Annotated in this window: 15 protein-coding genes and 1 pseudogene; 7 read left to right on the forward strand and 9 right to left on the reverse strand. The window is 60.3% G+C overall.

Annotation, left to right across the window (positions count from 1 at the left end):
• Positions 1 to 94 precede the first annotated feature (94 nt).
• Together BFQ04_RS21025 and gloB are read right to left on the reverse strand one after the other, a co-directional pair.
• Positions 95 to 1,495 carry a transglycosylase SLT domain-containing protein gene (locus tag BFQ04_RS21025; RefSeq protein ID WP_065952421.1) on the reverse strand — a complete coding sequence of 467 codons (1,401 nt, stop codon included), beginning with the start codon at positions 1,493 to 1,495 and terminating at the stop codon, positions 95 to 97.
• A gap of 98 nt (positions 1,496 to 1,593) precedes the next feature.
• A complete protein-coding gene (gene gloB / locus BFQ04_RS21030) occupies positions 1,594 to 2,361 on the reverse strand; it encodes a hydroxyacylglutathione hydrolase (protein ID WP_065952422.1) in 768 nt (255 codons plus the stop codon).
• A 65-nt stretch (positions 2,362 to 2,426) separates the two neighbouring features.
• Here gloB and BFQ04_RS21035 point away from each other — a divergent pair, with 65 nt between their 5' ends.
• The 5 genes from BFQ04_RS21035 (at position 2,427) to BFQ04_RS21055 (ending at position 7,566) form a co-directional block, all read left to right on the forward strand.
• Positions 2,427 to 3,185: a class I SAM-dependent methyltransferase gene (locus tag BFQ04_RS21035; protein ID WP_065952423.1), complete on the forward strand. Its 759-nt coding sequence runs from the start codon at positions 2,427 to 2,429 to the stop codon at positions 3,183 to 3,185.
• Between the two features lie 30 nt (positions 3,186 to 3,215).
• Positions 3,216 to 3,668 carry a ribonuclease HI gene (gene rnhA, locus BFQ04_RS21040; protein WP_057725161.1) on the forward strand — a complete coding sequence of 151 codons (453 nt, stop codon included), beginning with the start codon at positions 3,216 to 3,218 and terminating at the stop codon, positions 3,666 to 3,668.
• A 67-nt stretch (positions 3,669 to 3,735) separates the two neighbouring features.
• Positions 3,736 to 4,476: a DNA polymerase III subunit epsilon gene (dnaQ, locus tag BFQ04_RS21045; protein WP_162515432.1), complete on the forward strand. Its 741-nt coding sequence runs from the start codon at positions 3,736 to 3,738 to the stop codon at positions 4,474 to 4,476.
• A gap of 244 nt (positions 4,477 to 4,720) precedes the next feature.
• Positions 4,721 to 6,976 carry an Orn/Lys/Arg family decarboxylase gene (locus BFQ04_RS21050; protein WP_065952425.1) on the forward strand — a complete coding sequence of 752 codons (2,256 nt, stop codon included), beginning with the start codon at positions 4,721 to 4,723 and terminating at the stop codon, positions 6,974 to 6,976.
• A gap of 8 nt (positions 6,977 to 6,984) precedes the next feature.
• Entirely contained in the window at positions 6,985 to 7,566 is a 582-nt protein-coding gene (locus tag BFQ04_RS21055; RefSeq protein ID WP_065952426.1) for a GNAT family N-acetyltransferase, read from the forward strand.
• A gap of 8 nt (positions 7,567 to 7,574) precedes the next feature.
• Here BFQ04_RS21055 and BFQ04_RS21060 read toward each other — a convergent pair whose 3' ends face one another.
• Entirely contained in the window at positions 7,575 to 8,483 is a 909-nt protein-coding gene (locus BFQ04_RS21060) for a LysR substrate-binding domain-containing protein (protein ID WP_065952427.1), read from the reverse strand.
• A 182-nt stretch (positions 8,484 to 8,665) separates the two neighbouring features.
• On the opposite strand from BFQ04_RS21060, the gene BFQ04_RS21065 reads away from it, so the two are divergent.
• Entirely contained in the window at positions 8,666 to 9,004 is a 339-nt protein-coding gene (locus BFQ04_RS21065; protein WP_065952436.1) for a hypothetical protein, read from the forward strand.
• Between the two features lie 49 nt (positions 9,005 to 9,053).
• On the opposite strand, the gene BFQ04_RS21070 is transcribed toward BFQ04_RS21065, so the two are convergent.
• Complete coding sequence (locus BFQ04_RS21070) at positions 9,054 to 9,290, reverse strand: hypothetical protein (RefSeq protein ID WP_065952428.1); 237 nt, start codon at positions 9,288 to 9,290, stop codon at positions 9,054 to 9,056.
• Between the two features lie 226 nt (positions 9,291 to 9,516).
• Here BFQ04_RS21070 and BFQ04_RS21075 point away from each other — a divergent pair, with 226 nt between their 5' ends.
• Positions 9,517 to 10,074 (forward strand): NADPH-dependent FMN reductase, encoded by a 558-nt coding sequence (locus BFQ04_RS21075; protein ID WP_065952429.1) that lies wholly within the window; start codon positions 9,517 to 9,519, stop codon positions 10,072 to 10,074.
• A 51-nt stretch (positions 10,075 to 10,125) separates the two neighbouring features.
• Here the strand turns inward: BFQ04_RS21075 and poxB are convergent, their stop codons facing one another.
• The 5 genes and pseudogenes from poxB to BFQ04_RS29740 all read right to left on the reverse strand — a co-directional run.
• On the reverse strand, positions 10,126 to 11,850 hold the full coding sequence (gene poxB, locus BFQ04_RS21080) for a ubiquinone-dependent pyruvate dehydrogenase (protein ID WP_065952430.1): 1,725 nt from the start codon (positions 11,848 to 11,850) through the stop codon (positions 10,126 to 10,128).
• 253 nt (positions 11,851 to 12,103) lie between these two features.
• A complete protein-coding gene (locus BFQ04_RS21085; RefSeq protein WP_065952431.1) occupies positions 12,104 to 12,598 on the reverse strand; it encodes a DUF934 domain-containing protein in 495 nt (164 codons plus the stop codon).
• A complete protein-coding gene (locus BFQ04_RS21090; RefSeq protein ID WP_065952432.1) occupies positions 12,582 to 14,240 on the reverse strand; it encodes a nitrite/sulfite reductase in 1,659 nt (552 codons plus the stop codon). The genes BFQ04_RS21085 and BFQ04_RS21090 overlap by 17 nt, the downstream gene beginning before the upstream one ends.
• A 544-nt stretch (positions 14,241 to 14,784) precedes the next feature.
• The gene (locus BFQ04_RS21095) at positions 14,785 to 15,003 is read right to left on the reverse strand and encodes a DUF2970 domain-containing protein (protein ID WP_065952433.1); all 219 of its coding nucleotides are present in this window, start codon (positions 15,001 to 15,003) and stop codon (positions 14,785 to 14,787) included.
• 113 nt (positions 15,004 to 15,116) lie between these two features.
• Positions 15,117 to 17,487: pseudogene (locus tag BFQ04_RS29740) on the reverse strand (hypothetical protein); the annotation flags it as partial.

Genomic DNA, 17,487 nt, shown 5'->3' on the forward strand with positions numbered 1-17,487 from the left:
GATAGCGGTGTATCAGTCAATATACGGGCTGACTGACCCACCGCAATCGGGGGCAAGCCCCCTCCCACATGAGCTCCCCAGTGTTTCTGAGGCCTCAGCGCGGCCCCGAAACCACCAGCATCTGGCCGGGCTTCAACGCCTGGCCGGTACGCGGGTTCCAGCGCTTGAGGTGTTGCATCTCGACATTGAAGCGCTTGGCGACCATGTACAGCGAGTCGCCTTTCTTGACCTTGTACTGCACCGGCTTTGTTGCAGCGGCTTTGCGCGTGTCCTGCATCACCAGGGTCTGGCCGACCTTGAGCGCCTGGCCGTTGAGCTTGTTCCAGCGCTGCAGGTCATGCACATCGACCTTGTTGGCCTTGGCAATAAGCGTGAGATTGTCGCCGGTGCGCACCTTGTAGCTGCGGGTACGCCCGGCAACCGCCTTGGTCTCGACTTCGTCGAACACCGGCTTCTTCGGGCGCATGCTCAACAACTCTTCGGGCTTCATCGTCGACAGGGTGCTGGTGAGCAGTTGCGCCTTGGAGGTGGGCACCAGCAGATGCTGGGGCCCATCCAGGGTGGTGCGTTGTTTCAGGGCCGGGTTGAGCTGGAACAGCTCGTCTTCATCGATTTCCGCCAGCGCAGCGACCCGGGACAGGTCCATGCTTTGCTTGACTTCAACCACCTCGAAATACGGCGTGTTGGCGATCGGGTTCAGGTTGACGCCGTAGGCCTCAGGCGCCAGCACCACTTGGGACAGCGCCAGGAATTTGGGCACGTAGTCCTTGGTTTCCTGGGGCAGGGGCAGGTTCCAGTAGTCCGTCGGCAGGCCGAGCTTCTCGTTGCGCTCGATGGCCCGGCTGACCGTACCTTCACCCGCATTGTAGGCCGCCAGGGCCAGCAGCCAGTCGCCGTTGAACATGTCATGCAGGCGGGTCAGGTAATCCAGGGCGGCGGTAGTGGAGGCGGTGATATCGCGGCGGCCATCGTAGGCGCGGGTCTGACGCAGGTTGAAGTAGCGCCCGGTGGAGGGAATGAATTGCCACAAACCGACCGCATCGCTGCGCGAATAGGCCATTGGGTTGTAGGCACTTTCAATCACCGGCAGCAGCGCCAGTTCCAGGGGCATGTTGCGCTCTTCAAGGCGCTCGACGATGTAATGAATGTAGAGGCTGCCGCGTTCCCCGGCGTTTTCCAGGAAGGACGGGTTGCTCGCAAACCACAGGCGCTGTTGTTCGATGCGTGGGTTGACGCCGACGCCATCCTGCAATTGAAAGCCCCGACGCATGCGTTCCCAGACATCCTGGGGCACTTCGGGGCTGGGCTTCTCTGAGAGCCAGATAGGTTTTTGCTTGATCTTGGCAGCAAGATTGGGTTTGGGTTGCACGGTGGATTGTGCAGCGTAATTGGTCGATTGGCAGCCCGCCAGAGTTGCGGAGACAGCCACCGCCACGGCTTGAGCCAGGCGGGTCAATGCGTCTGAAGAAATGGAATTACGAATAGATGACGACATTGGCTGGAAGTAAGTTCCGGGCAAAAATGTCGGGCGATTCTAGAAAGCGCTTTGGTTCCGGTCAACCATTCAGAAATTTCGTATCAGATCGCTTCCGCTTAGAACTTATCTTTCCAGGCCCTCAAGCTAGCAAACACCTCGGCCCCAGAGCGGTTGTCGCGTCCATTCCGTTCGTCCGCTTTTTGTTTAACGGATGTTTCAGAGGTGCGCAGAAAAGGATTAGTACGTTTTTCAAGCGCCAGGTTGGACGGCAGCGTCATTTCGCCGCGCGCCCGCAATTGGGCGACTTGCGCCAGCCTTTGCGCGATGTCGGTGTTGTGCGGTTCCACGGCTTGGGCAAACTTGAGGTTACTTTGTGTGTATTCGTGGGTGCAGTACACCAGGGTGTCGGCGGGCAGGGCGGCCAGGCGCTCGAGTGAGGTATGCATCTGCTGCGGCGTGCCTTCGAACAGCCGACCGCAACCGGCAGCAAACAGCGTGTCGCCGCACAACAGCACGCCTTGATGGTAATACGCGATATGGCCGAGGGTGTGGCCGGGCACTGCGTACACGACGAAGTCCCAGCCAAGCACGGTGATGCGGTCGTTGTCCTGCAAGTCGACGTCCCGTGCCGGGATGTTTTCGTTCGCAGGGCCGTAGACGTTGGCGCCGGTCAGCTTTTTGAGTTGCTCGACACCACCGACATGATCATGGTGATGGTGAGTGACCAGGATGTCGCTGAGTACCCAGGCCGGGTTCTGCTCAAGCCACGCGATTACCGGCGCGGCGTCACCGGGATCGACCACGGCGCAACGTTGGGTTCGCTCATCCTGTAACAACCAGATGTAGTTATCGGTGAAGGCGGGCAGGGCACTGATCTGTATCATTCTTCGATTCGCCAAGCTGAACACATTGGTGCATCTTAGAACGTCTAGGCGAATTGGAGAATGCAATGACTGATAAAGCGTTCGCCCAGGCCGATCCTGAGTGGCTGGCTCTGATCGGTGCCGCCCGCGAATGGCTGTCCGGGCCGCTGGGGCAGTTTCTGCTGGATGAAGAACGGCGCATGCTCGACGACGAGCTGGGCCGGTTCTTTGGTGGCTATCTGGTGCATTACGGCCCCTCGGCCGAGCCGCCGCCGTGCGCACCGCAGGTACAACGCAATGTACGCCTGGGGGCGCCGTTGCCGGGCGTCGAAATCGTCTGCGAGGAGCAGGCCTGGCCATTGAGCGAACACGCCGCCGATGTGGTGGTGTTGCAGCACGGCCTGGATTTCTGCCTGTCTCCCCACGGTTTGTTGCGCGAAGCCGCGAGCAGCGTGCGCCCGGGTGGCCATTTGCTGATTGTTGGCATCAACCCCTGGAGCAGCTGGGGCCTGCGCCACGTGTTCGCCCAGGACGGTCTGCGCCAGGCGCGTTGCATCGCGCCTTCACGGGTGGGCGACTGGTTGAACCTGCTGGGCTTCGCGCTGGAGAAACGCCGCTTCGGGTGCTATCGTCCGCCGCTTGCGTCCGCCAAGTGGCAGGGCCGCCTCGCCGGCTGGGAACGCCGTGCCGGGGCCTGGCAACTGTCGGGTGGCGGCTTCTATTTATTGGTGGCGCGCAAGATCGCGGTCGGGCTGCGGCCGGTGCAGCAAGTGCGCCGCGAACCGCTCGGCAAGCTGGTACCGATGCCGCTGGCCAAGGTCAACCGCGAACAACGCCAACCGTAAAACCTCTTTTTGATTCAGGCCGAATAACCGATGACCGATAGTGTAGAGCTCTTCACCGATGGCGCCTGCAAGGGCAACCCCGGCCCCGGCGGGTGGGGCGCGTTGCTGGTGTGCAAGGGTGTGGAGAAGGAGTTGTGGGGCGGCGAAGCCAATACCACCAATAACCGTATGGAACTGATGGGCGCCATTCGCGGCCTTGAAGAGCTCAAGCGGCGCTGCAACGTCCTGCTGGTGACCGACTCGCAATATGTGATGAAGGGCATCAACGAGTGGATGGTCAACTGGAAGAAGCGCGGTTGGAAGACGGCGTCCAAGGAGCCGGTCAAGAATGCCGACCTGTGGCAATTGCTCGATGAGCAATGCAATCGCCATGACATCACCTGGAAATGGGTGCGCGGGCATATCGGCCATCCAGGCAACGAGCGCGCCGACCAACTGGCCAACCGTGGCGTGGATGAAGTGCGCGGCTACAAGCAGAGCTGATGCCGGCTGACGTGTTAACATCGCGCCCTTTGATCTACACACCGTTGAGAGCTGAACCCTGATGGCCATCCGATCCGTTGTACTCGATACCGAAACCACCGGCATGCCGGTGACCGATGGTCACCGGATCATCGAAATCGGCTGTGTCGAACTGATGGGGCGCCGTCTGACCGGTCGTCACTTCCACGTCTACCTGCAACCGGACCGCGACAGTGACGAAGGCGCGATCGGCGTCCACGGCATCACCGACGAATTCCTCAAGGGCAAGCCGCGCTTTGCCGAAGTGGCCGATGAGTTTTTCGAGTTCATCAACGGCGCCCAACTGATCATCCATAACGCGGCGTTCGACGTCGGCTTCATCAATAATGAATTTGCCTTGATGGGGCAGATGGACCGAGCGGATATTTCCCGGCACTGCTCGATCCTCGACACCTTGATGATGGCCCGCGAGCGTCACCCCGGCCAACGCAACAGCCTTGATGCCTTGTGCAAGCGTTATGGCGTCGACAACTCCGGGCGTGAACTGCACGGCGCCTTGCTCGACTCCGAGATCCTGGCTGACGTTTACCTGACCATGACCGGTGGGCAGACCAGCCTGTCGCTGGCCGGTAATGCAACCGATGGCAGCGGTTCGGCGGAAGGCTCGGGCAATCGTCCCTCGGAGATCCGTCGCCTGCCGGCTGACCGCAGGCCCACGCCTGTCATCCGTGCCAGCGAGCAGGATCTGGCCGAGCATGCCGCGCGGCTGGAAGCGATTGCCAAGGCGGCCGGCGCGCCGGCGCTGTGGACTCAGCTGACGCAACAGTAATCCTGGTTCATCGCGGTAAAACTGTGGGAGGGGCGGTGCGACGATTCGACTTGCCCGCGAAGGCGTCGGCCCAGCAGACATTGATGTTGGTTGACCCACCGCTATCGGGGGCAAGCCCCCTCCCACAGGGGATCTGCGCTCATACCCCTCCCACCGTTTACTTCCCTCGTTTTCGAAATCTTCATTCGCCACATTCGCTTCCAGCTTCTACCCTGAGTGCAAGCCCTCAGGAGTAGGAGCGCTCATGTACAAAGACCTGAAGTTTCCCGTCCTTATCGTGCACCGTGACATCAAGGCTGACACCGTTGCCGGTGACCGGGTTCGAGGCATTGCCAGGGAGTTGGAGCAGGAGGGCTTCAGTATCTTTTCTGCGGTGGATTACGCCGAAGGGCGATTGGTGGCGTCCACCCACCATGGCCTGGCGTGCATGCTGATTGCCGCAGAAGGCGCCGGGGAAAACACCCACTTGCTGCAAAACATGGTCGAGCTGATCCGCCTGGCGCGGGTGAGGGCGCCCAGCCTGCCGATCTTCGCCCTGGGCGAACAAGTCACCCTGGAAAACGCCCCGGCTGACGCCATGAGCGAACTCAACCAGCTGCGCGGCATTCTGTATCTGTTCGAAGACACCGTACCGTTTCTGGCGCGCCAGGTCGCCCGCGCTGCGCGAGCCTACCTCGATGGCCTGTTGCCGCCGTTCTTCAAGGCCCTGGTGCAACACACCGCCGACTCCAATTACTCCTGGCATACCCCGGGCCATGGCGGTGGTGTGGCGTATCGCAAAAGCCCGGTAGGGCAGGCGTTTCATCAGTTCTTCGGCGAGAACACCTTGCGTTCGGACCTGTCCGTTTCCGTCCCTGAACTGGGCTCGTTGCTCGATCACACCGGGCCGCTGGCCGAAGCCGAAGCCCGCGCCGCCCGCAACTTCGGCGCCGACCATACGTTCTTCGTGATCAACGGCACCTCCACCGCCAACAAAATTGTCTGGCACTCCATGGTGGGCCGCGACGATCTGGTATTGGTGGATCGCAATTGCCACAAGTCAGTGCTGCATTCGATCATCATGACCGGCGCGATCCCGTTGTACCTGTGCCCGGAACGCAACGAACTGGGCATCATCGGTCCCATTCCCTTGAGTGAATTCAGCCCCGAATCGATCCGCGCCAAGATCGCTGCCAGCCCGCTGACCCGTGGCCGCCCGGCGAAGGTCAAGCTGGCGGTGGTGACCAATTCCACCTACGACGGCCTGTGCTACAACGCCGAACTGATCAAGCAGCAGTTGGGCAACAGCGTAGAGGTGCTGCACTTCGATGAGGCCTGGTATGCCTACGCGGCGTTCCACGAGTTTTTCGCCGGACGCTATGGCATGGGCACGTTGCGGACACCGGACAGCCCGCTGGTGTTCACCACGCACTCCACCCACAAGTTGCTGGCGGCCTTCAGTCAGGCATCGATGATCCATGTGCAGGATGGCGGTGCGCGGCAGCTGGACCGCGACCGTTTCAACGAAGCGTTCATGATGCATATCTCCACGTCGCCGCAATACAGCATCATCGCCTCGCTGGACGTAGCGTCGGCGATGATGGAAGGCCCGGCGGGACGCTCGCTGTTGCAGGAAATGTTCGACGAGGCCCTGAGTTTCCGGCGTGCACTGGCCAATCTGCGTCAGCATATCGCCGCCGATGATTGGTGGTTTTCCATCTGGCAGCCACCCTCGGTGGCCGGTATCGATCGGGTCGCCACGGCCGACTGGCTGCTGCACCCCCAGGACGACTGGCATGGTTTTGGCGATGTGGCTGAAGATTATGTGCTGCTGGACCCGATCAAGGTCACGCTGGTGATGCCCGGCCTCAACGCCGGTGGCGCCTTGAGCGATTGCGGGATTCCGGCCGCCGTGGTCAGCAAGTTCCTCTGGGAGCGCGGCCTGGTGGTGGAGAAGACCGGGCTGTATTCTTTCCTGGTGTTGTTTTCGATGGGCATCACCAAAGGCAAATGGAGTACCTTGCTCACCGAGTTGCTGGAATTCAAGCGCAGCTATGATGCGAATGCCAGCCTGGCCAGTTGCCTGCCTTCGGTATATGCCCAGGGCCCGGTCCGTTATCAAGGCCTGGGGTTGCGCGATCTGTGCAACCAGTTGCACAGTTGTTATCGCAGCAATGCGACGGCCAGGCATCTCAAGCGCATGTACACGGTGTTGCCGCAGATCGCGATGAAGCCGGCCGACGCCTACGACCAGCTGGTGAGGGGCGAAGTGGAGGCGGTGTCCATCGATGCCTTGCCAGGACGCATCGCAGCCGTGATGCTGGTGCCCTATCCGCCGGGTATCCCGTTGATCATGCCGGGCGAGCGCTTTACCGAGTCAACGCGGTCGATCATCGATTACCTGGCGTTCGCCCGCACGTTCGACAGCAGTTTTCCCGGCTTTGTCGCTGATGTGCATGGGCTGCAACATGAAGATGACGGCAGTGGTCGTTGTTACACCGTCGATTGCATCAAAGGTTAAGGAACGTTATGCAAGCTGTCATGAACCCGAAGTATCCAGGGCTCAGTGTGCGAGTCGCCGATGAAGGCTTCGATGCTTATGTATGGGGCAATGACTTCAGTTTCGAGGTCAGTGCCTATGGCGTGCCGCAGATGGACAAACGAGTCGATCAGTGGCCGGTGGAACGCATCCTGCCGTACCGCAAGTGCTACGGCATCGACCCGGAAGAATTCGCCAGCTTTCGCAACGCGCCCGACAGTGCGATCTTCATGGCCTACCTGGATGATCGCGCCGTCGGACACGTCGTGGTCAGTACCAACTGGAACGGTTTTGCCCACGTTGACGAGTTGGCGGTGGCGCTGCCTGCGCGGCGTCACGGTGTTGCCAAGGCGCTGTTGGATGTGGCGCAATTCTGGGCACGCAAGAAAAACCTGCCGGGCATGATGCTCGAAACCCAGAACAACAACCTGGGGGCCTGCCGCCTGTATGAACGTAGCGGGTATGTAATGGGGGGAATCGATCAACTGCGCTATCGCGGGATTGACCCGCAAACCCGTGAAGTGGCGATTTTCTGGTATCGGCTGTTCAAGACCGAAGTCAGCTCGATCTGAGGCCGCATCTACTGCGGTTTCATCTCGGTGGTCAGCAGGTTGTCGGCCTTTTGCGTGACGATCTCCAGCAACGCGCTCAGGGCCGGTGACGCGGCCCCGTCGTGCAGGGTCAGCGCATACAGCTTGACACTGATCGGTGGTGAAATCGGGCAAACATCCAGCCCCGCATCCCGAGCGCCGAAGGCGGTGAACGGGTCGACAACCGCCAGGCCTTCGCCCGCTTCGACCATGCTGCGCATCATCTGGTACGTCTGCACCCGCGTCTGCACCACCGGCAGCGGGCGCAAGGCTTGCAGCTTGGCGTCCAGCAGGCGGCTCAATGGGTCCTGGCCCTCCAGGCCAATCATCGACTGTCCCGCCAGGTCCTGCAGCGCGATGTACTTCTGCCTGGGTTTGAGCCAGCCATGGGGGGCGAGCAACTGGAGTTTGCCTTGGGCCAGTACGCTGCTTTGAATGTGCGGGTGCTCCGGATCGTGCAGGCTCAGGCCCACGTCGGTTTCATGCAGCAACAGGCTGCGGACGATTTCCCGGGTCGGCTGGCTCGACAGGTTGCACGGCGTGTCCTGGAACCGTCGGCGCAGCAGGGCGATGCTGTGTGGCAACAACTGGCTTGCCAGCGGCGGGGTGCACAGCACGCGCAAGGTCGGCGCGTGATGGTGTTTCAAGCGGCTGGCCAGACGCTGTATCGGCTCCAGCGCTTCGTAAAGGGGCGCGATTTGCGTCTGCAACTCCAGGGTTTCACGGGTGGCTTGCAGGCGCCCGCGTACACTGGCAAACAGCATGAAGCCCAGCTGCAGCTCGGCATCCTTGAGGGTGGCGTCCACCTCGCCCACGGGGAGTTGCAACCACTCGGCGGCCGTGCCGAGGTGCCCGGTCTGCAAGATGGCCTGAATCACTTCGATATGACGTAAACGCATGGCCGGAGTCTATGTGCAGCGCGTTGGGGATTCAATGGCGCAGGGCTTTGTGCGCAAAAAAGACTGCGCGCGTCGCCCCGGCCTATGGCGTTGCGCCACGACCCTACTAGAATGCTGTGTCTGATCAGCAACGACCAATGCCGGTGATCCGGTACTTACAACAAAAACAGGTCTGGTCTCAAATGCCTCTACCCTCGACACTCTTCGGGGTAACGGCCAAGCAACTGCTGGTCCTGGTGACCGTGGGATGCATGGCGGCTTACTTCTTCAATAATCACGCCGAACACACACCGGAGGACCTCGCACTTGAAGCGTTTATTCGCTCCCAGGAACGGGTCGGCGAGCAGGTGGGCGCGGTGCTCGGTATCACGTTGATCAGGCAGGTGCAGGCCTATCCCGCTTATGACCGGGCGGGCTATACGCGCTCGATGTATGCGGTGGAGGGGGAAAGAGGGCAGGTGGTGGTGACGCTCAAGCAAGGCGAGCAGGGCATCGAAGTGACGCAAATCCGCAGCCCGTGAGCATCCCCAGCCCAGTCGCCTGGACTGGGCAGGTGGTGAAGGCTGAATCTTATGAGGCGAGGGTGTTCTTCGATTCGCGTACGAGGATCGTGCCCGATTGAATCAATCTGAACTCATCACCCTCCAGCTTCTCCACCCGGTCGCCAATGGCCAGCTTGTAGGTGACGGCAGGCGCCGAGCCCGCCAGGTCGCCTTGCGCCGGTTCGGATTCCTGGAACTCATGCACCGAATATACGCGGCCTTCTGCGTCTCTGGCATGAAACTGTCCGACTAGTACTGCTGCCATCTGTTTAGAACCTCTGGAGATAAACACTCGATTTGCGGTTCTGTAGACCGTCAGGGAGCGGGGTAGTTTACCTATAAGAAAAAAATACTATTCGTTTAAAATTTCAGACGTTTCCCACGCATGTGATTGCGCGCCAACTTATGCGGCATTCTCAAAACCCGCTGGTGCGCGCGCGGTGAAATCTTTATAACTACAGGCTCCTTTAGTCAGACGTCGGGAAACCTCAATGAGCAAGGTCTACACGATTGCCGTCCTGGTTGGCAGCTTGAGAAAAGACTCGATCAACCGCAAGGTCGCCTTGGCCCTGGCCGAGCTGGCGCCTGCCAACCTGAAGCTGAGTATTGTTGAAATTGGCGATTTGCCGCTCTACAACGAGGACATAGACGGGCCAGGCGCGCCGCAAGCCTACAGCACTTTCCGTCAACAGGTGAGTTCATCCGACGCGGTGCTGTTCGTAACGCCCGAATACAACCGTTCCGTGCCGGCGCCGTTGAAGAATGCCATCGATGTCGGGTCGCGCCCGTACGGGCAGAGTGCCTGGAGCGGCAAGCCCGGAGCGATCATCAGCGTATCGCCGGGCGCCATTGGTGGCTTTGGTGCCAACCATCACCTGCGCCAGTCCCTGGTGTTTCTTGATGTGTGGTGCATGCAACAGCCCGAAGCCTACCTGGGCGGAGCGGGCAGTGTGTTCGATGAGGCCGGCAAGCTGTCGGAAAAGACCAGGCCGTTCCTGCAGGCATTTATTGATGCCTTCGGCCAATGGGTCGAAAAACAACAGGGCTGAATTGAACAATGAGTCCGAATGCGGGAGGGGGCTGCCCCTCCCGCCGTTGGATCAGCGCAGCCAGTTGGTGCGCGCCAGTTCGATCACTTCATCGCCACGCCCGCTCATCACCGCTTTGAGCATGTACAGGCTGAACCCCTTGGCCTGTTCGAGTTTGATCGTCGGCGGCATCACCAACTCCTGGGTTGCCGTGACCACATCCACCAGCACCGGGCCGTTGTGGGCCAGCGCGCGGCGCAGGGCCGGCTCAAGGTCCTCGGATTGCTCCACGCGAATCCCCAGGATACCCATGGCATTGGACATGGCCGCGAAATCCGGGTTTTTCAACTCGGTGCCCGTGTCCAGGTAGCCTGCGGCCTTCATCTCCATTGCGACGAAACCCAGTGACGCGTTGTTGAACACGATCACTTTGACGGGGAGGTTCAATTGCGCCAGCGAAATGAAATCCCCCATCAACATGGTGAAACCGCCGTCGCCCGACATCGAGATCACCTGCCGACCCGGGAACGCCGCCTGCGCGCCGATGGCCTGGGGCATGGCGTTGGCCATGGAGCCATGGTTGAACGAGCCGATCAGGCGGCGCTTGCCGTTCATCTTCAGGTAGCGCGCGGCCCATACGGTCGGTGAACCGACATCGGCGGTGAAGATCGCATCATCATCGGCCAGTTCGCTAAGCAGGCGTGCCACGTATTGGGGATGGATCGGTCGATCCGCCTTGGACGGTTGCGCGAGGTCATCCAGGCCCTGGCGCGCTTTCTCGTAATGCTTCAGGGAGGTTTCAAGGAAGCTGCGATCGGTCTTGCGCGTCAGGCGCGGCAGCAACGCGCAGAGGGTCTCACTGACATCGGCGGCGATGCCCAGGTCCAGCGTCGTACGTCGGCCCAGGGCCTGCGGGTCGCGGTCAACCTGAATAATCCTGGCATCGGTCGGGTAGAACTGACGGTAAGGGAAATCGGTGCCGAGCATGACCAGCGTGTCGCAGTCGAGCATCGCGTGGTAACCGGAGCTGAAACCGATCAGGCCGGTCATGCCCACATCGAACGGGTTATCCCACTCCACATGTTCCTTGCCGCGCAGCGCGTGCACCACCGGCGCGCCGAGGGCGTCGGCCAACGCCACCACCTGGTCATGGGCACCGGCGCAACCGCTGCCGCACAGCAGCGTGACTTTTTCGCTGCTCTGGAGCATATCGCTCAAGCGCTGCAGGTCGGCCTCGGCCGGCAATGTGCGCGGAGCATGCAGCGCCGGCCACGGCTTGAGCTTGTCTTCCACCTCCAGCAGCGACACGTCTCCCGGAATCACCACCACCGCCACGCCCCGATTGAGGATCGCCGAACGCATGGCCCGATGCAGCACGTGGGGCATCTGCTCGGGGTTGCTCACCAGCTCGATAAAGTGGCTGCATTCCTTGAACAGCTCCTGAGGGTGGGTTTCCTGAAAATAATTCAGGCCGATCTCCGAGGACGGAATCTGCGCAGCAATCGCCAGTACCGGCACATGGTTGCGATGGCAGTCGAACAGACCATTGATCAGATGCAGGTTGCCCGGCCCGCAACTGCCGGCACACACGGTCAGCTCACCGGTGGCGGCGGCCTCGGCGCCGGCGGCGAACGCGGCCACTTCTTCGTGGCGCACATGCATCCACTCGATGCTGTCCATGCTGCGCAGGGCGTCGGTGAGGCCATTGAGGCTGTCGCCGGTCAGGCCCCAGATGCGCTTGATACCCGCCTGTTCAAGGGTGGTCGCCAACTGCTGGGCCAGGTTGATTTTCGCCATGAAGAACTCCAATCGTCAGTGAGGTTGAAAAACTGCTGATCAGTAGGGGACAGTTCAATCACGGCGAATGCTCCGCGTTTTATGTGAAGATTGCGTCAGGGAGGGGCTTCACCGCCGCTCCCCTGTGGTAACCGTCGAGCTTGAGCAAGGCCGCGATAGCGGTGGATCAGGCGACGAGTAGATTCGCCGATGAACCTCATCACCGCGCCCATAAAAAAGCCCTGGCATGCCAGGGCTTTTGGTGCGGCAAGACTCAGCGGCGGCGGAACAGCGGTAGCGGCTCATCCGTTGCAGCCTGGTACGTCACCGAAAAGTCCTTGAGACTCTCCAGCGCTTCGTACGGGTCTTTGTCGGCGCGCAGGGCGAAGGCGTCGAACCCGCAGCGGCGCAGGTAGAACAGCTGGTCGCGCAGCACATCGCCAATCGCGCGCAATTCGCCTCTGTAACCATAACGCTCACGCAGCAGGCGCGCATTTGAGTAGTTGCGCCCGTCGGTGAAGGCCGGGAAGTTCAGGGCGATGACCTGGAAGTGCTCGACGTCTTCACCGATCTCTTCGGCTTCTTCATCGGCGTCCAGCCACACACCCAGGCCGCCGTCGCGGGCCTTGAGGGCGTGGCCGTGTTCACGCCACAGTGCCAGCGGCACGATCAGGTCGTCGCAGTTGGAGATGCCGTCGAAGCTCGCGTCCTTGGGCAGCAGGTGCCAGGTTTCGTCGAGGACTTCGTTGTTCTTAATGATTCGCTGCATAGACGCGCTCCTTGAACAGGTCAATGCCGATGCGCTGGTAGGTGTCGATGAAACGCTCATCTTCGGTGCGCTGTTCGATGTACACGTCGATCAGCTTGCCGATCACCTCGGGCATGGCTTCCTGGGCGAAGGATGGGCCGAGGATCTTGCCCAGGCTCGCATCGCGGCTGGCGCTGCCACCCAGGGACACTTGGTAGAATTCTTCGCCTTTCTTGTCCACGCCCAGGATGCCGATATGGCCGACGTGGTGGTGGCCACAAGCGTTCATGCAACCGGAAATGTTCAGGTCCAGCTCGCCGATGTCGAACAGGTAGTCCAGGTCGTCGAAGCGGCGCTGGATGGACTCGGCAATCGGGATCGACTTGGCGTTGGCCAGGGAGCAGAAGTCGCCGCCCGGGCAGCAGATGATGTCGGTCAACAGGCCGATGTTCGGCGTAGCGAAACCGCCTTCGCGCAGTTCGCCCCACAGGGTGAACAGTTGGCTCTGCTCGACGTCCGCGAGAATGATGTTCTGCTCGTGGGAGGTGCGCAGTTGGCCGAAGCTGTAGCGCTCGGCCAGGTCGGCGACGGCGTCCAGTTGCTTGTCGGTGATATCGCCCGGCGCTACGCCGGTGGGTTTCAACGACAGGGTCACCGCCACGTAGCCTGGCTGTTTATGCGCCAGGGTGTTGCGGGTGCGCCAGCGGGCGAAACCCGGGTGTTGCTGATCGAGCGCGGACAGTTCGGCATCCTGGTTGGTCAGGGCCTTGTACTCGGGATCGACGAAATGCTTGGCGACGCGATGCACTTCGGCTTCGGTCAGCGTGGTCTGGCCGCCGCGCAGGTGTTCCATCTCGGCGTCGACTTTCTGAGCGAACACCTCGGGCGTCAGCGCTTTTACCAGAATCTTGATCCGCGCCTTGTACTTGTTGTCACGACGACCGTAGCGGTTGTAAACCCGCAGAATGGCATCGAGGTAGCTCAACAGGTCCTGCCAGGGCAGGAACTCGTTGATGAACGCGCCGACCACCGGGGTACGCCCGAGGCCGCCACCCACCAGCACGCGAAAGCCCAGCTCGCCAGCAGCGTTGTGCACCGGCTCCAGGCCGATATCATGCACTTCGATCGCCGCACGGTCCGAGGTCGAGCCATTGATGGCGATCTTGAACTTGCGTGGCAGGTAGGCGAATTCCGGGTGGAAGGTGGTCCACTGACGCACGATCTCGCACCACGGCCGCGGGTCGATCAACTCGTCGGCAGCGACGCCGGCAAACTGGTCGGTGGTCACGTTACGCAGGCAGTTACCGCTGGTCTGAATGGCGTGCATCTGCACGGTGGCCAGTTCAGCCAGGATGTCCGGCACGTCTTCCAGGGCCGGCCAGTTGAACTGTACGTTCTGGCGGGTGCTGATGTGGGCATAGCCTTTGTCGAAGTCGCGGGCAATCCTGGCCATCATCCGCGTCTGGCGCGAAGTCAGTTGGCCATAGGGCACGGCCACTCGCAGCATCGGCGCAAAGCGCTGAACATAAAGGCCATTTTGCAGGCGCAGAGGGCGGAACTCTTCTTCGCTCAGTTCACCTGCTAAGTAGCGTCGGGTCTGATCACGGAACTGCTTGACGCGGTCCTCGATGATGCGCTGATCGTATTCGTCGTATACGTACATATAGGTCCTGTTCTCGGCAAATCTGCGCGCACGGCCGCGCACTCCCAACGGAGCCGGCGCACGATACCAGTTTGCGTATATGCGCAAAAGTGATGTTTGGGTATATGTAAATAACCAAACTGACTAATGAGAACCGTTATCGCCATACCCACATTTGTCATGCGGGCAATCATGATCTTTACTGAGGTCGAGTCTTAGTGCCGTCATCTATAAAACCGACAAGAGGCGATGCAATGAGCAATTCCACCAAAGCCCGTAAACCTGACAGTACCGTGGATGCCTGGGCCATTCTGTTCCTGATCATTCTGGTGGTGGGGACCGCCGTATTCTGGGTCAGCCACCAGTAAAAACGGCTGATTGAGCCTCGATTGAATGTCGCATTGCGATTGTCCTGCGGGTCAATCCCAAGGCTCAAACCATCATGTTGAAGGTTGCGATGGCGCGTGCGTTATTCCCGGCGCGCCGCGCAGAACAGCTTGGCCCAGCCCGGCGACGTGCCGCAAGGCAATGAGCGCCCCGATTACCTGGTGCTGGTGAATGAGCGTTACACGCCTGCCAGGTGCAGCACCAGCTTGACGATGCCGAACAGCGTCAGCGCAAACACCGCCGTGAACAAAATGCCCAGTACCACGAAATGACTGGGCTTGCCGTGGGTAAAGTCGCGTGCGCGATTTTTTCCGCTCTGCACGCCAAAGGCTGCCGCCATCACGCTGTGCAGCATCTGCCAGAAGGTCGGCGGTTTGTTGTCGAGTGGATCGTCCATAACACCCTCGTCAGGAAGACTGTCCTACAGAGCATAGACGCCCCGTGTCTATGCACCACCGGCCAGGTGTTGGGCCAGTGGCTGAAAACCTGGGCGCTCTCGCGTTCTCGCGCTTACTCAGGGAGCGCCGCCTGCCTGTTCTCCGGTTCCACGGCCAGCTTGAGGAACAGGTCGTAATCCAGGGGCGGTCTGATCACGGCTTTTTCCAGGTAGATCAGCGCACGGTTGTCTGCCTGTGCCTGTTCGATCAATTCTCTACGCGTAAAGGGCTCCTCTTGCGTGGTCTTCAGGTGGCCGAAGCTGCTGTGCAATACGTCCGTATCGATGAGTGGGTAATGGAAGTGTGCGTGCCACAAGAGGGTGTCCTTGTAAGGTACTCCCGCTGCTATTTTGCTTTTGTCGCGCACGGTGTATTTGTCGATGAAGTCGCCGGTCTTCAGTGGCGCGCGACGTTCTGCCAGGTTGATATCGATAAACCCGTGCTTGAACAGATAGGCGACTTTGTAGGCTTGGGGGCGCTGCTGCAGGTAGCCCTCGGCGCACACCTGGTGGGCCAGTGTTCTCAGGTCGTTCGCCTCTTTCCTGTACGTATCTGCCAGCGCCCCGGCCTTTGGGTCCGTGCCGTGGTCGCGTTGGATTTCATCGGCCAAGGCGTCCACTCTGCTTGCCTGCTGGGTCAACATGTCGTCCCAGTCCAGCGGAGTGAGGGTTTCGCGTCGTGTGGGGTCCCGAAGTTTTCGCTGTTCGGTGCGTATCGTGTTCACAATCCCTGGCTTTTGCGCAATCACAGTGTCTGCACTGCGTTTTATCGTGTTCAGCGAACGTACCACCGCAGCTTTGGGCGGTATGACCGGCGCCGCCTGGACAACTTCCACCCAATCCCCTTCCTCGGCATGTTCGAGGTAAGTGGCGAGGGTCTGACCGGTGATCGGGTCCTTGATCTCCACAAAATTGCCGGGCATATCTGCCTGGGGCGGGCGCAAATCCCCCACCAGCGTGTGTTTGCTGCGCGTCTTGATGACTGTTCGGTTGGCGGGCTTCTTCCGGAGCGCAGAGGGCAGACGTGGTACGTCAATGAACCCTTCCTCTATGAGGATCACGTCGGCCAGATGCGCTTCAAGGTCGGCACGATCGGCAACCAGTTGTTCCAGGAACGTCGTCCGATATTCCTCACGTATGAAGCCCGAGCCCATTTCGGTCAGCGAGTTGACGGCGTTCTCCAGCCGTTCATACCGTTCAAGAACACCCTTGAGTACGTCAATTTGCTCCGCTGTCGAGTAGCCGCGGGTCGTACTTAACTCTGTATGAGCTAGCACACAGGTGATGTTTTTCGGGTCGGTGAGGTCAGTGATGAAAGGATGCTCCGCCGCTTCCCGCGAAGGGTGAGTGCGGTTGAGTATCAGCTCGGTGAGCAAAATCAGCGACTGCAGTTTGAAGGTGGTTGAAGAAATGGTTTGATCGGAGGGTTTTTCCCGCAGCAGGAGTTGGCGCAGTACCGGGTCCGCGTTCTTGAGGTAGGTTTCAATGCGTTGGGCTGGCTCGACCATGTGTTTCAGCGCTTCGAGCTGCAGCTTTTTCAAGTGGATATACGCCTCATAGGCGTCTGTGATGTTGCGGGGTAACTCGCTATTGACTCGCTCATGGAGTTCGCTATCAGTTTCGCCGTGTTCTGCGTAATAGGTGTCTGAAAGCCTCTGCGACATGACCTCGAAGACCGCTGCCCAATAGTTATAGAGCATTTTGGTGGCGTTATTGCGCGTACTTGAGTGCGTTGGATCGGTCCTGTCGGCATGCATCAGTTCGCCGGCCTTGGCTTCGATCTGTTGCATCACTGCGTAGGCCGCCTCGGCGTTTTTCTGGTTGTTTTCTATGGCAATATTCCAGGCGATCCTGGCCTGTATCGAACTGAGGCGTCGTTGTTCATGACGGGTTGCAATTCTGCTGTGCAGTTGCGGAATCTGCGCCGAGGTGCCGAGCCTCAGCCAATCCTCGTGCAGGCCCCTTAGCTGCTCGACCCACTGGTTACGGGCAAAGCTCTGTGCTCTTTCGAACGACATCGAGGACATCGCAAAAGGCAGGAACGCGGCGTTGAGCCTCTGCAGATCATTCTTCAGCGCCTTTAATTGATCGCGATGTTCGCGCTGCCATTTATCCAGTTTTTCCCTGGGCATGCCTCCCGCAAGCCTGGCCTTGCGCTCCAGTCGCCAATGCCCTTGTGCATCGCCGGCCAGCTTGAACCCGGGGCGCAGCGGGTGCTTTGGGTCGACCAGATACACCTCGGCGAAACCTGGCACCACACTGACCTGGAACAGCAGCCCGCCGAGGCTGGCGTGCCAGGTGGCGCCGATGCGATACAACCCTTTGAGCGCACCACTGGCCTCCGGCGGCGGCAAGGTTTCAGGCCAGGGCACGTGCACATCGAGTAACGCTTTGAGCAGCCTCGCGCCGGCCTGCGGGGTGGCAATCGAGCGGCTGAAGTCCAGG

The sequence above is a fragment of the Pseudomonas sp. 37 R 15 genome, assembly GCF_900004865.1.
Classification (GTDB): domain Bacteria; phylum Pseudomonadota; class Gammaproteobacteria; order Pseudomonadales; family Pseudomonadaceae; genus Aquipseudomonas; species Aquipseudomonas fluorescens_AM.